This is a genomic window from Methylomonas sp. TEB (genome assembly GCF_047777895.1).
GTDB lineage: Bacteria > Pseudomonadota > Gammaproteobacteria > Methylococcales > Methylomonadaceae > Methylomonas.
This window is the reverse complement of record NZ_CP180476.1, coordinates 3,244,591-3,259,043: the sequence shown is the minus strand read 5'-3', so window position 1 is coordinate 3,259,043 and position 14,453 is coordinate 3,244,591. Positions and strand designations below refer to the sequence as shown.

Here is a 14,453-nt window from a genome sequence, read left to right as displayed (position 1 = left end):
GCGTCAGCAGTTGCCGAGGACAATAATGCAAAAATACATAGAAAAGATATTGCGGGCAAAAGTCTACGACGTTGCCGAAGAAACCCCATTAGATTTTGCCGCTACGCTGTCGGAGAAAATCAACAACAAGGTTTATCTGAAACGCGAAGATTTACAGCCGGTATTTTCGTTTAAATTGCGCGGCGCCTATAACAAAATCGCCTCCCTGACACCGGAACAAACCGCTCACGGCGTCATCGCCGCTTCCGCCGGCAATCATGCCCAAGGCGTGGCATTGGCGGCAAAAAAACTGGGAATTAAAGCCCTGATCGTGATGCCGAAAACCACCCCGGAAATCAAGATCAAATCGGTCAAGGCGCGCGGCGCGAAAATCGTGCTGCACGGCGACTCCTACGACGATGCTTATGCCCATGCGATGGAATTGGTCGCCGAGAAAGGCATGACTTTCATCCATCCTTACGACGATCCGGAAGTGATAGCCGGGCAGGGCACTGTTGGCATGGAAATTCTGCGGCAGCACAACGGCGATATTCACGCGATATTCGTCCCGGTTGGCGGAGGTGGTCTGGTGGCCGGCATCGCCGCCTACGTCAAATTCGTGCGCCCGGACATCAAAGTCATCGCAGTGGAACCCGACGACGCCGATTGTTTAAATCAAGCTTTAAAAGCCGGCCAGCGCGTAATATTGGAACAAGTCGGTTTGTTCGCCGACGGTGTGGCGGTGAAGCAAATTGGTGAAGAACCGTTTCGCATTGCCAGGCAGTATGTCGATCAGGTCGTCACTGTCGGCACGGACGAGATCTGCGCGGCCATCAAAGACATTTTCGACGATACCCGCTCGGTCGCCGAGCCGGCCGGCGCTTTGGCGGTGGCGGGTTTGAAAAAATACGTCGAACTACAGCAGCTACAGCAACACACGCTCGTCGCCATCGACAGCGGCGCCAATATCAATTTCGACCGCTTGCGCTATGTCGCCGAGCGCACGCTGGTAGGCGAGCATAGAGAAATTCTGCTGGCCGTCGAAATACCGGAAGTGCCGGGCAGCTTTTTAAGATTTTGCAAAGTCATCGGCAAGCGCAGCATCACCGAGTTCAATTACCGCTATTTCGACGCGCGCATGGCCCAAGTGTTTGTAGGGATCAGCAGCAGCGGCGCGGAAAACGACCGCCAGCATCTGATCGAGCAGTTGGTCGCAGACGGATTTCCGGTTACCGATATGACCGGCAACGAACTGGCCAAAGACCACATCCGTTACATGGTCGGCGGTCACGCGCCGTTCGAGTTAAAGGAGAGTGTCTACAGCATCCAGTTTCCGGAGCGTCCCGGCGCGCTGCTGAAATTTCTGCTGTCGCTGGGCAGTCAGTGGAATATCAGCCTGTTTCATTACCGCAATCACGGTGCGGCGTTCGGTAAAGTGTTGATAGGCTTGCAAATCGACGGCGAGCAGCGTGGGCGTTTTGAACAATGTTTGTCGGCTTTGGGCCTGGCGTATAGGGACGAGACCGGTAATCCAGCCTATCGACTGTTCGTGGGTGGTAGCGAATCTGCCGACGCCGGCAGCTAACATTTTTCGTTCCCGTTTAGCCTCCCAATCTTAGGATCTATTTAAAAAATCTCCCCCAGCCCCTCTTTTTCAAAGAGGGGAGAGTAACTTCGCAATTCAGTGCACTCAGAATTGCCGGCCCTTATTTCCCACTAAATCCTTAAACCAAAAAAGCCAGGTGCTTAATGTCCTTAAGCGCTTCGGGACATTATTCCGCCAAAATCCTTAACGCCCGGAATTATTGGCAAACATTTCGGGATTTCCTCCTAACGACAACTGGGAATTCGCCAACATACAATGCGCGCCATTTTGTGCTATGGCGATTTGAATATAAAGATGCTTCTGTCAGACCCAAAAAACCGTCGTTCCCGCCAGGATACCCACAGGGCACAAGTGCGGGTAGCCGGAGCCATGGAGGGCACGCTTCGACTTATCCATGCGGTTTGGGCTCGGCTAAGGACAGCTTGATCAACGGTTTTTCCAACGTGGCGGAAGCATCTTTATATTCAAATTTTAAACAGCCTGCTGATACGCAAACGACAAGCGGCTTGGGACTAAAGCGTCCGGGTGCGCCAAAGTTTTCGATAAGTGCAAAACATGAATTATCAAGTTACTGAGGGTGTAATTGAAAATCGTCAAACCAAAGCACATCAGGGTGTTATGCATGCTCATGCTGCTGTCGGCAGGCTTTACCGTGCTTGCTGCCGCTAAGTCTTTCGAAATTCAGGAGCTGGAGTTCAAAAACTCCCAGGTCTCCGACATCATCCGCGTCCTGTCCGAAGATGCCAACGTCAACATCGTTGCGACCCCGGAAGCCGGCAAAAAGAATGTGACGATTTTTTTAAAAAAAGTCAGCTTGGAAGATGCCATTCGCACGATTTGCCGCATCAGCGATCTTTGGTACCGCCAGGATAACGGCGATGCCGGCACCTTCAGACTGATGACCAAGGAAGAATACAGCAAAGATCTGGTAATGGGCCAAGACGACAATGTGCGCGTGTTTCAATTGCGCAATCCCAATGTCATGGCGGTGGCTATGGCTATCGAAAGTCTTTACGGCAATCGGGTGCGGGTATCCTACGGCAACGCGATGATGTTGAGCGGCATGGGCGGTATGAACGGACGCGGCGGCAACAACCGTGGCGGCGGTTTCGGCAATAACCGCGGTATGGGCAATACCGGCTTCGGTGGCGGTATGGGTGGTTTTGGTGGCGGCATGGGCGGCGGATTCGGAGGTTTTCAAGGCGGCTTTGGCAGTGGCAGCGCCGGCAATATGTATGGCGGCCGTAACAACCGTTTTTCCGGCGGCATGGGCAATCAAGGCGCGGCCGGTGGTCGGTACGGTAATTTACAGCAAGGTTTCCGCGAAGAAGTACCCAAGGATTTAAGCGTCGAACAACTCGCGGAACTCGGTGCCGACGGCAAACGTGTCGATCCCGGCGAACTGTCCGAGGTGTCCGGCATCAACAAGGTGATATACGTCACCATCAACGCAGAACACAACCAGCTGATCGTCAAGACCAGCGACAATGCCATTCTTAAATCCATTTCCAGCCTGGTTGAGCAACTCGACAAACCGCAAAATCAAGTAATGCTGGAAATGAAGATTATCGACGTCAAGGTTGGCGAAGACTTTAGCTCCTTGTTCAACTTCGAAATCAAAAATACCAAGATTCAAGGCGATAGCCTCAATCCCTTGATTATGGGCGGCGCGGCAGCCATGACCGGCGGCGGCAGCTTTGTTTACGAATTTCTTAGTGATAAGGTTAAAGCCAATATCGAATTTTTGGAGAAGAACAACCGCGTCAACGTGGTTTCCAACCCCATGCTGGTTGCATCCAATCATCGCCCGGCTAACCTGTTCATAGGCGAGGAACGCATTATGGTGCGCGGCTATTCCATCGATAATATCGATAACCTGAATACCACCCGCACCATTTCCACCCCGGAAACCGAGTTAAAGGAAATTGGCACCACTCTGGAAGTCACCCCGCACATCAATGCCGACGGTACTATCCACATCCAGCTCAGGCAGGAAAACTCAACACTAAACGAGAGAGCCGCATCCATTCCGGTAACAAATAGCACGGGTGGAGTCGTGGTTGAATTACCGGTGGATACCGTTACTACGGCCCGCATGGAAGGCGAAATCTTCGCCCGGCACGGCTATACCGTCGCGGTGGGTGGTTTGATTCGCGACAGATTTTCTCGCGAAAGACGTAAGGTACCCTACCTTGCTGACATACCGCTGCTCGGTAACATTTTTAGACAAACTACCGACGCCGACAGCAAATCGGAAATGGTGCTGCTGATTACGCCCTATGTGCTGAACCAAGGCAACGACGCCCACCAAGAATACGATCCCACAGACAAATACCACCGCTACGCGCCGGATACCGCCATGCAAGCCAAGCCGGTGCCCAAACCGGAAAATCCCGACGAACCGGTGTGCGGCGAGTTTTGTGCGCCGCCGCGGCTGCGGGAGTCGGATCAATGAGCCGCAACCATTTAAAAGCTCGGCGCGGATTCCCGTTACCGAAGCAATTCTATGTCCGGAGTTTGCTGAGCCTGTTCCTGTTGGCCTGCGCCGCTTGCCAGCCCAACCACATGGGCCTGGATACCCCGGCCGACATCGCCACCGAAAACTGCTACGCCTACCGCTACGGTGACAAATTGCGCAAGATCAATTTTGCCCAGGCCTTCGATTGGTGCCATCGCGCCGCCGGTACTGGCGACGCCAACAGCCAGGCCCTGCTGGGCGAACTGTATTACCTGGGATTGGGCGGCCCGCAGGACATGACGTTGGCGGCCCGTTGGTTTGAATCCGCCGCCCGCCAGGGCCATGCGCACGCGCAATACATGCTGTACCGGGTGCACGCCACCAGCCCCAATCTGGAACAACAGGAAAAAGCCGATTACTGGCTGAATCAGGCCCGCCATAGCGGTTACAAACTGGCCTTGCCGGCGCAATGAACACGCTTGAATTGAATGAGGGAGAAATAGAAATGATGAGAAACCATAAGCACATGCAAGCCCAACCCGTCAAAAGCAAGCTGATGGAATTGCTTGATGAAGTATTGCAGCATGACGGCTTCGGCGAAATCCGCGTCGAGGTCAAAATCCTCAAGCGTCAGCAAAAAGAAGTGATTCTGCACTGCGGCAAACAATACCGCTTTGTGGTGGATAGCAGCTTACCGGGCCAAGCCTAATGCTTCCTGTAGGTACGGTCCGTGTGGAAGGCGGGAGATTGGAATAAGGCCGCTTTAGCCTTATTAATTCCCCTCTTTGGCAAAGAGGGGCCAGGGGAGATTGTCTAAATAATCCCCCATCTTCTGCCCAGTGGGCGCGAGGAATATAGAGAATTCAGGACTAATCAGCGCACGGACGCGCATAACAAAACGAGTGTGATGGGGTCACATCAAAAAACCAAAAAATAAGATGACCAACAGGCTGCGTGAGGCAGTTGCGGCATTTAGATTTGAGAAAACAGTATGAAAGGCAAACAACTGAAAAGACTGCAACACAGACAAGCGGGTTTCACCTTACTGGAACTGCTGGTCGTTATCACGCTGATCGCTACGTTGGCGACTGCGGCGTTGGTGGCGTATGACGGTATCGGCGACAGCGCGCAAGCGACTGCCGCTTCTAATAGCACTTCTACCGCTGACGGCGCGATTCGTAACTACCGCGCGGTGACTCAACGTTTCCCTGATCAATGGGATAACTTGGTAACCACTGGTGGTGTCAGCCCTGGCTTCTTGTCTGAAAGGACTGCTCAGCGCTTTGCCAACTGGGCGGTACCAACTTCGGCCACACCGTTTGGTCAAGCTTTAAACACCGCGATGGCGGCAGTCGGTATTACGGAAATACAGGAACGCACCACTGCAACACCGACGACTGGTGTAGAACCTAACTTGCAACACAATGAAGGCGCCACCAACAATAACGGTGACGCCGCAGAGAACGACTGGGCCGCCGTAGCTAACGTCGCCATCCTGCCAACCTTTGGTACTGCGGCTTGCCAAGTCAACACAGTTGCACTGGGCGCTAAGCTAGACGGTACCGCTATGGCGGCTACGGACGGTGATCGTCAAAACGTCATCAACGACTCACTGGAAAGCGACCAATGCAACTTGGTAATTGCTCTGGGCTTTGGTCACGATGCCGCACATAGCACCAGCAATTCTTCTGTGGCTATTTCGACCGCGCCGACTTTCGTGAGCCAAAACATCAATCCTGCAACCACTTATGCTCGTTACATCGCCTTGTTCCACGTCGGTCAAGATGGCGCGAATGGGGGGGCCGAGGATAACAACATCGTTGCTGGTGAGTTGTTCACCAAACCCCGTCTGCTGGCGGTGGTTGACACCGAAGGCCGTATGATCGACGAAAACATCGCCGCTCAAAATCCTAACTAAGTTTAGCTAGGTACGCCGGTTCCCACGGCCCGCCGCTCATCGTTATACACAAGTCTCCCAACGACTAAACTACCAGGAGGCATGAGGCATATAGATGATGGAGAACAGCGATGAGCAATTGGGCCGAAGAAGAAGTACAAACCGCTGATTTGGAAGATCGGCGCCTGAATAAACGATTGGCACTGTTACTGGAGCGATTAGGCGAACATCCCCAGCTCAGCATCCCGGCGGCCTGTGGCGGCTGGAAGGAGACGATGGGCGCTTACCGGTTTTTCGACAATGATAAGGCGACTTTCAAAAAGATACTGGCGCCGCATCGAGATGCCACGGTCGAACGGATGAAGAGCAGCCCGGTCGTATTGCTGGCGCAGGACACGACGGAGTACGACGAAAACATTTGTTTGGGGCCAAAAGGTCTCGGTACTTTGAAAGAGATGGCGAAACATGCGCGCCGACTACATCCGACCATCGCCTTTACGCCGTCGCGGATTTGCTTGGGTGTCGTCAAGGCAGCGTATTGGGCGCGTGACGGCGCCAGCCCGCGACAAGCGCGGCGGCACAAAGGCGTGGACGAAAAAGAAAGTCGGCACTGGCTCGAAAGCTATCAGGATAGCTGTGCCTTACAGGCGCAAATGCCGGACAGTTTATTGGTCAATCTCGCCGACCGCGAGGGCGACATTTACGAATGGTTTGTCGAATACCAAGACTATGCGCCGACTGCTCGCGCTGAATGGATTGTTCGGGCGACGCAGAACCGAGACCTTCTGGTCGAGCCGGAAAATGCGGCGAAATGGCTATGGTCGGCCCTGGATCAAGCGCCGGTCATGGGTTATACCGAGGTTAATGTCAAGTCGCGGCCGAACCGTGCAGCGCGACTGGCGCATATCACGGTACGCGCCGCCACGGTGCCCCTCAAGCCGCCAACGCGTATTGGGTATCGACTGCCGGCATTGAGCATCAACGCGGTGCTGGCGCGCGAAGAGACGCCGCCAGCCGGCAAGGAACCCTTGGAATGGCTCCTGCTGACCAGTTTGCCTGTGGCGAGTTTCGAGCAAGCGACTACGGTGGTGGCGTGGTATGGCGTGCGCTGGTGTATCGAAGTGTACTTCCATGTATTGAAGAGCGGTTGCCAGATCAAGCGGCTACATCTGGAATCGGAAGAACGGCTACTACCTTGTTTGGCGCTCTATATGGTTATTGCCTGGCGGGTGTTATTCAGCCTGATGCTCGCGCGCGCAGCGCCGGACATGGATTGCGAGATTATTTTCGATCCGCAGGAGTGGCGAGCGGCTTATATCGTCGTCAAGCGCTGTCCACCACCGCTCACGCCACCGCGCCTCGGTGAGGTAATCCGACTGATTGCAAGCTTAGGCGGTTATTTTGCCCGCAAACACGATGGTCCACCGGGTGCCAAGGCCATGTGGATCGGCTTACAGCGCTTGCGCGATTTTGTCATCGCCCTCAATGCTCAACAGGATCTCGCAATGAGATGTGTATAACGATGAGCGGCCCGCCGTGGGAATCCCTGCTAGCTCTGGGCTTTTTTGCAGAGTTTAGAGCTAGCAGGTACCGGGCCTATCGCCATTTCGGACGGTCGCATTTGGATCAGGTTGGCAGTGCAAATGGCAGCCTTTAGGCATTGCCGGGTGTAAGCGTCACAGCCAACTATTAAACACCACCTCGGCAGAGATTGCCCGAGTCCGGAGGACTCGGAAGGCGGCGTTTTACCGCACGGCAACCTGGATTTCGCAAGTCGTAAGCGCTCGAAGTGCATCCCTGGCGGAATGGCGGCTTATTTTCCGGCCCGTCCCGTTTGCCTTAATGCCCCTTAGGGTGCTGAGCAAGGTCGAAGGGCGAATGCTTATACCTAAGAGCACAACAGCCGCTCATGTTTTGAAAAGCGCAACACAACCAAAAACTGACAACAAACGATGAAATCGCTCCGCTTCTCCAAATTTCCACCGCTCAGCCTGTTGCTATTGGGCTTGTTGCCGATTTTACCTTGGCTGGCGCCCTGGCATTTGCAGCCGGTAACCACCTTTCATCTGGAATGGCTGGCGGTCGCTGGCGGCTTGCTGGCTTGTGCGGCGGTATTGCCCGGCTTGTGGCGTAGCGAGCGTTTGCAGCTGCCGCGCACGCTGTGGTTGCCTTTAACGCTGGCTGCCTATCTGGCCTTACAAAGCAAACTGTTGCCGCAAGTCGTCGTACCGCATGCCTATATGGGGATGGCTTATTTGTTTTGGGCTGCGCTGATGATGGTTTTGATGGCCTATTTACGGCAACAGTTTGGTGGCGAACGGGTCGGGGGCTGGCTGGCTGGCGGTTTGGTAACGGCTGCCGCGCTGGTGGCCTGGCGTGAGCTAGTCGGGCGGCTATCCGGGGAAATCGGCGACTGGGGCGGCGTCGGCCAAGCCAACAACTACGGCGATTTCTTGGCCTTGGGCAGTGTGTCTTTATTGTACTGGCATGCGCTTGGTCGGCTACCTCGATGGGTATTTGCGTTCTTCGGTTTTAGCCTGATGCTGGGCTTGAGCCTGACGCCGTCTCGCAGCGTTTTATTGTATTGGCTAGCCATTTTTGTCATCGCGTGGCGCTACCGTTCCGCCTGGTTGAAACCCATTGGTTTAGGACTTTTCGGCTATCTGGCCTTGCAGGGTTTGTGGTCGCTGGGGGTGCTACCCGATGCGCAACTCAGCTCGGCGGAACGCATGCTGCAACCAACCAGCGGCGTGTCGCCGCGCTGGCATATCTGGCAAGTGGCCTGGCACTTGTTTTTGCAGCAGCCCTTTCTGGGCCAAGGGTTTGGGCAATTCGACACCGCGTATTTTCAAGCTGGCCGCTATATTCCGGCACTCCCCACTTATATCGAACACGCGCACAACTTGATTTTGCACTTGTTGGCCGAACTGGGTTTGTTGCCGGTATTGCTGCTGCTGTTGGCTATCAGCCGCTGGATTCGTCCGGTGCTGGCCGTGGGCGAGGGGACAACGCATCAAGCGTTTAAAACTTGGCTGATGTTGTTGGCGGCCATTTTGGGCATTCACAGCATGTTGGAATACCCGCTGTGGTATGCGCCGTTTTTAGGGGTTGCCGCGATGGTATTGAGCTTGGGTGATGAGTTGAGCCGACCGATAGCCTGGAAAAAAACCGGCACGGTTATAGCCGGCACCTGTATTGCTGCTGCCATGTCCGTGGCGGTTGTACATGAAACCCACTATCTGCGCATGGAGTTGGCTTTGTTAGCGACAGTGGCGCAACCCTCTCAGCAACGTTCCGATCATTTGGTGGATGTCTGTCAAAAAGCGGTGACGCAAGCGCCGCTGCTCGAACCTTATGTGCCGATGATTTTTACGTTTACCGGCCAACCCGATGATTTGGCGATGCGGCCGCAACTGACCGTATTGGCGGATGTTGCCGTGCGTTTTGTGCCCGCCAACAATTTAGTGTACCGGCTGGCGCTGATGCAAGCCCTGAACGGCGATCAGCAAGCATCCAAAAGCACGCTGAGCCGGGCCTTGGCCGCTTATCCAAATGATGCGTCGAAGTTTATTGTCGATCTTTTCCATCTTAAAGGCGCGGACAGTGTCAAGGTCAACTTCATGTTGCCGATGCTGGCCTCCACGTTGGGTGCAAAAGTGGTCACCAGCAGCGGCGCGCCTGCCAAGCAACTTTAACTGAGAAGTTTGATTGGGTGCCGATGCCGGCGTGACGCCAACTTAATGCCAGCGAATCGAAAATGAGGGCTGGCTAAGTTTTTAATTTTCACAAGCAAGTAAATGAGGTGTTTATTGTTTGTTCTTAGCGGGATGTTGCGGTCCGTCGCCTGGCGCGATGTTGCCGCCGTGCGTTCCAAAACCGTGAAAATTCGGTCGCAAGCCGGTTTTACCCTACTGGAATTATTGGCGGTGATTGCGCTGATGGCAGTAGTAGCCGGGACGGCGGTGCTGGCTTATGAAGGCGTGCAGGATCAAGGCCGCCAAGATGCTACCCGGTTTGAAATCGCGGAAATCCGCAATGCGTTGTTGCAGTTTCGCCGCGATAGCGGGAGCAACGATTTGCCGGGGCAGGGGGTTTATGTCTGCGAGGACCCGGCAAACGCCGGCAAAATCAACCCGGATTTAGTCAATTTACCTTCCGAAGCGGGCACTACCGACGCCGCAAAACTGGCCTGGTGCGAATCGCCGGCCAATTTTTGGATGCTGTTTGCCGATCCTTCCGGCAACGGCTGGAATCCCGATACCCGCCGCGGTTGGAACGGCCCGTATTTGCAACGTAAAAGCGCTCTGATGAGTTATGCCGGTGTCGATAATTTGTGGGTGATCACCGATGCCTATCAAGCCAATTACCTCATGTTGGATTTGGATGACGCCGACAAAGCTCGGCTGGTCAGCCTGGGTCCGGATAAAACCGACAATAACCCAACGCCCGGCACCTGCCAACTGGCCGGCGGTGGTGACGATACCGTGCTGTGTTTGTTGAGATGAACTTATTGATCGAAATCGCCAAAAACGCCAAAGCGCAGGCTATCACGCTCCGCCGTGGGAATCGATGCCAGCTTTCGGGCGCAGCGCGTAGGGTGGATAAGCGCAGCGCATCCACCGCATGCAAACCTATCCCGGTGGATGCGCTGCGCTTATCCACCCTACCTGCTGCGGGTTTGAAAAGTTTGAGACCACAGCGCGGCTTTACCCTGCTGGAAATGCTGTTGGTGATTTTTTTGATGGCACTGGTGGCGTCCACCGGTTTGCTATTGACCGAGGGCGTGGAAGACCAGGCCAAATACGACGAAACCAAACGCCGGATGGAATTGATCCGTAAAGCCATCGTCGGCGACCCGACTCGCACCGTAAACGGCGCGCCGGAGCTTAGCGGCTTTGTGGCGGATATGGGGCGCTTGCCCTTATGTTTGGCGGAGTTATTGAGGCTCGGTGATGAAGTGCTTCCGGCCACCGTTCCGAAAACCTTTAAATCGCCGTGCGATGGCACTGAAATCGTTAGCGAATGGTATTTGGATCAGAACACGGGTGTCGGCATAGGCTGGCGCGGCCCCTATTTACAGGTTATCCCGGAGTCCGGCGGCGGCCTGCGTTTTAGAGACGGCTATGGCAACGAGGGCGCGAATGCGGCCGGCGATGCGCTGGATTCAGGCTGGGATTACAGCGTAACCGCAGCGACCGCCAGTTTAGCTAGCGAAGGCATGGATTTAGCTGTTGCCACCGATGACGTGGCCGCGCCGCAGTTGATTGTCAGCGCCGATTGGCAGGTGCAATTACCGGCGGCAGTGAGTGTGACGTTTGAGGATCAAAGCGGGACAAAATTGCCAGGATCAGACGTCAACTTGGTGTTGCGCCTTTACTTATCCGATTTGACCGACTATGTCGATTCGGACGAAGGAACCCCTGATTACTTGGTTTTGGCAAGCCTATCAGTATCGGCGAGCGGTCAAAAAACCGAGAGCTTTAAGTTGAGCACGCCGCCACTCTTGCCTATTGGACAACGCGGGTATGCGATTGTTTGTTACCAAGGTGGGACGGTTGACCCAGACGATTTTGTGATTTTCGACGGCGATTGCGATACCACTGGAGCCAATCCCAACCCGAAGCCAAACATCGCCAACATCCGCAGTTTCAGCGTCTCACCCCGCCAGACACTGAATTTGGCCCTTAATTGGATCATTCCATGAGTCCACTTTGTCCGAATCCGTCTCGCCATGTGCTTTCAGTGCGGGCCGTCACTGCCAATACGCTAAGGAAAAAGCTCCTTCTCCCTCCGGGAGAAGGTTGGGATGAGGGGATCAAAATATCGTTTTTTCCCTTATTTATTCCCCTCACCCTAACCCTCTCCCTGGGGGAGAGGGAATCACCTACTGCTAATTTAATGGCAATGACCGAGGATCGTCGGGGCGCTAAGCGGCAGCGCCGAAAAAGCCACAGTCCGGAAACCGCTAAACAATCTCAAATGCCAAGCATCCATGAAATTTAACCGTTTTATCCCTTTTGCTATCCCGTCGCAGTTATTGGTCTGCGAGACCGACGGTTTTTCCTTGCGCGCCGCCGTGCTGCGCCGTGCCGATCAGGATATGGAATTGCTGTATCAGGCCAAAACCGAGCAGGTGGATATGGCCGAAGGCCTGAGCGATGTGCTGACTACGCTAAAAAGCCAGGGTTGGCAGGGCGGCGGTTCGGCGATTCTGTTGTCGCCGGCGGTGTTTTCCACGCTGGTGGAGTTACCGGTCAATCCCCGCAAACCCCGGCCGTTGTTGCAGATGTTGGAGCTGGCGCGCTGGGAAGCGGAGCCGCTGTTGTTGCAACACGTCACCCGCTGGTCGGTGGGGCATTTATTGGTGGGCCAAGGCTATATGACCGAGGAGCAGGCGCGGGCGGTGATGGATTTGCAGCAAGGTAAATCCAGGGCCGGTGGCGGTTTGGCGTTGGCCGAGCAGTTTTCCTTACGGCGTTTCGGCGATCTGGCGGTGGAGTTGGGGTATATCAAACGCAGCCAGCTCAATGCCTGCTTGACCGGGCAGGAGTGGCTGAAAGCCGCCGACGAGGCCATCGAAGTCGGCTGGGCGGCGCAGAGTGCGGTGGACGATATACCCGGTACTTTTAACTGGCTGATTAGTTGCGTGCATCAAAGTTTATTGCAGCGCTGGTCGGACGCTTTCGCGCGGCAGGGTGTGAAATTGCAAACCATGTATCCCTTGACCGGTTGCAGCGCGGCCTTATTGCCCCCGACAGAAACCCACGCCGTGCTGCTGGAGACTCAACCCGGTCTGGGGTTTAGCACGCGGCTAGCCGCTGGCGGGATTACGGCCTTGCGCCACTATTTGAATCTGCACAAAGCGCCGCTGGATATTTGTCTGGAAAGCTATCACGCGCTGCATGCGCCGCCGCGCGAGCCGGTCTGGCTGGCTAGTTGGCCGCCGGCACCGGAGCTGGCCGCCAATTTGGAACACATGCTGGAACTGGACTTGCATCCTCTAAGCCATGCTGCCGTTGGCGATAAGGTCTCGCCGGGCATGGCCGGAGCGGCTTACCATGCACTGGGTTTGGCCGAATCTGAGCGTTGCGTGGGGGTGCGCTTGGGCGGCCCGTTGCCGGCACTGCGTGATCGCTTGGAGGTGCGGGCCGCGGCGCTGGTGCTGTTGTTATTGGTGGTGGTCGGCGTGGCTGAGCTGTCGTTGTGGGCGCGCAAAAGTAGCGTCGAGAGCTACAAACAGCAGGTGGACGCCAGCTGGCAAAGTATCGATGAGGCTATTAAGCGCATCAACGCCCAAGCGGCTGAAATTGCCCAGATCAAGGACAAAATCAAGAGTTTGCGCACCGAACAGTCGCGTCTGGAAAATCTGGCCCGCTTCTACGACGAAGATATTCCGGAGCGCATGGATTTGGTGAAAGGCGTGTTGGGTATGCTGCAAACGCTGGTTGACAATGAGGTGGTGATCGAGCGTTTGGATGAGCCGGACAAGTCGGCATTAAAACCGGCCGCGGCAGCGAACGCGGCGGCGCCCAACCCTATCGACGCCAAACGCATCGAAGCGGAAAACCTGGTGCTGGAAGCCTGGGCGCTCAGCGACAGCGCCGCGCAGACCTTTATCAAACGGGTGGGTGATGCCGCAGCCCGCTGGGATTTGCAGGTTCGCGAGCCCAAAGTGACTTTCGGCAAAGGGCCGCTGCAGAGCAACGGCTTCAGTATTTCCTTGCGGCTGGTCAAATTGGCCGAGCCGGACGGCAAAATCATTCGTTTATCCAATCCAAATACCCATGAAACTACCCCCTTTGAGTAAGCGCGAACAATGGTTGTCGGCCTTGGCTATCGGCGTGATCGTTATCGGCGCTTACGCCTGGTTGCGCTGGGTGCCGGCCAACCGGGAAATCGGCCAATTGCAACAAACGGCGGAAGCCACCGATAAGCGCCTGCGTACCGCCGAGATCCCGGAAGAACCGGATGAGGACATCGAGCGTTTGAAGAGCCAATTAGCGGAACAAGAGCGTTTGCTGGCGGCTATCAAGGAGCAGTCGGACAGCGTGGAAAAACATCTGGCGCCGGACGACTCGCAGTTTCTGATTGTGAATATTTCCAAAGTGGCGCGGGATGCGCAGATTCATGTGCGCGCCAACGAGGTTTTCAAAGCGGCGGTAAGCAACAATGCCGCGCCGGTAGCGGCGGCACCGGCAACCACCAAGAAAAGCCGGAAAAACAAACCGGCGACGGTAACGCCGGCCGCTGCCGCTGCGCCCATCGCTGCCGTGATTCCGCCGCTGAGTGCTGGTTGGGTGGCGCGGATGTCGCCGGGTTCCTTGTTGGAAAGGCCGTTGCGGCGCCTGGAGGTGGAGGGTACCTATCTGGCTTTGAACCGCTTCATTCACGATTTGGATCGGCTGCCGTTTCAAGTGGCGGTGCTGCGTATCAGTGTCGAGCGCATGCCGGTGTTGGCGATGCCCGGCTATCCGCAATCTTTGTTGGCCGAAGTGATTTTGGCGTTGTAAGCG

Annotated in this window: 11 protein-coding genes; all 11 read left to right on the top strand. The window is 55.4% G+C overall.

The window, feature by feature from the left end:
• Window positions 1–22: 22 nt before the first annotated feature.
• On the top strand, window positions 23–1,564 hold the full coding sequence (ilvA, locus tag ACMXD4_RS14565; protein ID WP_415880833.1) for a threonine ammonia-lyase, biosynthetic: 1,542 nt from the start codon (window positions 23–25) through the stop codon (window positions 1,562–1,564).
• Window positions 1,565–2,168: 604 nt separating this feature from the next.
• Window positions 2,169–4,040 carry a hypothetical protein gene (locus ACMXD4_RS14560; protein WP_415878579.1) on the top strand — a complete coding sequence of 624 codons (1,872 nt, stop codon included), beginning with the start codon at window positions 2,169–2,171 and terminating at the stop codon, window positions 4,038–4,040.
• Entirely contained in the window at window positions 4,037–4,516 is a 480-nt protein-coding gene (locus ACMXD4_RS14555; protein ID WP_415878578.1) for a tetratricopeptide repeat protein, read from the top strand. The genes ACMXD4_RS14560 and ACMXD4_RS14555 overlap by 4 nt, the downstream gene beginning before the upstream one ends.
• 32 nt (window positions 4,517–4,548) lie before the next feature.
• Window positions 4,549–4,752, top strand: a complete 204-nt coding sequence (locus ACMXD4_RS14550) for a hypothetical protein (protein ID WP_201799028.1) — start codon at window positions 4,549–4,551, stop codon at window positions 4,750–4,752.
• 282 nt (window positions 4,753–5,034) lie between these two features.
• Window positions 5,035–5,961: a type II secretion system protein gene (locus tag ACMXD4_RS14545; RefSeq protein WP_415878577.1), complete on the top strand. Its 927-nt coding sequence runs from the start codon at window positions 5,035–5,037 to the stop codon at window positions 5,959–5,961.
• Window positions 5,962–6,071: 110 nt separating this feature from the next.
• Window positions 6,072–7,460, top strand: a complete 1,389-nt coding sequence (locus tag ACMXD4_RS14540; protein WP_415878102.1) for an IS4 family transposase — start codon at window positions 6,072–6,074, stop codon at window positions 7,458–7,460.
• A gap of 432 nt (window positions 7,461–7,892) precedes the next feature.
• Complete coding sequence (locus ACMXD4_RS14535; protein WP_415878576.1) at window positions 7,893–9,635, top strand: Wzy polymerase domain-containing protein; 1,743 nt, start codon at window positions 7,893–7,895, stop codon at window positions 9,633–9,635.
• Between the two features lie 132 nt (window positions 9,636–9,767).
• Window positions 9,768–10,445, top strand: coding sequence for a type II secretion system protein (locus ACMXD4_RS14530; protein WP_415878575.1), 678 nt, complete (start codon window positions 9,768–9,770; stop codon window positions 10,443–10,445).
• Complete coding sequence (locus ACMXD4_RS14525) at window positions 10,442–11,644, top strand: type II secretion system protein (RefSeq protein WP_415878574.1); 1,203 nt, start codon at window positions 10,442–10,444, stop codon at window positions 11,642–11,644. The genes ACMXD4_RS14530 and ACMXD4_RS14525 overlap by 4 nt, the downstream gene beginning before the upstream one ends.
• A 288-nt stretch (window positions 11,645–11,932) precedes the next feature.
• A complete protein-coding gene (locus tag ACMXD4_RS14520) occupies window positions 11,933–13,747 on the top strand; it encodes a hypothetical protein (RefSeq protein ID WP_319961384.1) in 1,815 nt (604 codons plus the stop codon).
• Window positions 13,725–14,450 carry a hypothetical protein gene (locus ACMXD4_RS14515; protein WP_319961383.1) on the top strand — a complete coding sequence of 242 codons (726 nt, stop codon included), beginning with the start codon at window positions 13,725–13,727 and terminating at the stop codon, window positions 14,448–14,450. The genes ACMXD4_RS14520 and ACMXD4_RS14515 overlap by 23 nt, the downstream gene beginning before the upstream one ends.
• The last annotated feature ends 3 nt before the right edge of the window (window positions 14,451–14,453 follow it).

Bases quoted from the DNA above. Each gene is read 5' to 3' on its own strand.
- ACMXD4_RS14545 (WP_415878577.1), top strand. From the start codon at position 5,035: ATGAAAGGCAAACAACTGAAAAGACTGCAACACAGACAAGCGGGTTTC.
- ACMXD4_RS14530 (WP_415878575.1), top strand. From the start codon at position 9,768: ATGTTGCGGTCCGTCGCCTGGCGCGATGTTGCCGCCGTGCGTTCCAAA.
- ACMXD4_RS14525 (WP_415878574.1), top strand. From the start codon at position 10,442: ATGAACTTATTGATCGAAATCGCCAAAAACGCCAAAGCGCAGGCTATC.
- ACMXD4_RS14540 (WP_415878102.1), top strand. From the start codon at position 6,072: ATGAGCAATTGGGCCGAAGAAGAAGTACAAACCGCTGATTTGGAAGAT.
- ACMXD4_RS14550 (WP_201799028.1), top strand. From the start codon at position 4,549: ATGATGAGAAACCATAAGCACATGCAAGCCCAACCCGTCAAAAGCAAG.
- ACMXD4_RS14555 (WP_415878578.1), top strand. From the start codon at position 4,037: ATGAGCCGCAACCATTTAAAAGCTCGGCGCGGATTCCCGTTACCGAAG.
- ACMXD4_RS14520 (WP_319961384.1), top strand. From the start codon at position 11,933: ATGAAATTTAACCGTTTTATCCCTTTTGCTATCCCGTCGCAGTTATTG.
- ACMXD4_RS14535 (WP_415878576.1), top strand. From the start codon at position 7,893: ATGAAATCGCTCCGCTTCTCCAAATTTCCACCGCTCAGCCTGTTGCTA.
- ACMXD4_RS14515 (WP_319961383.1), top strand. From the start codon at position 13,725: ATGAAACTACCCCCTTTGAGTAAGCGCGAACAATGGTTGTCGGCCTTG.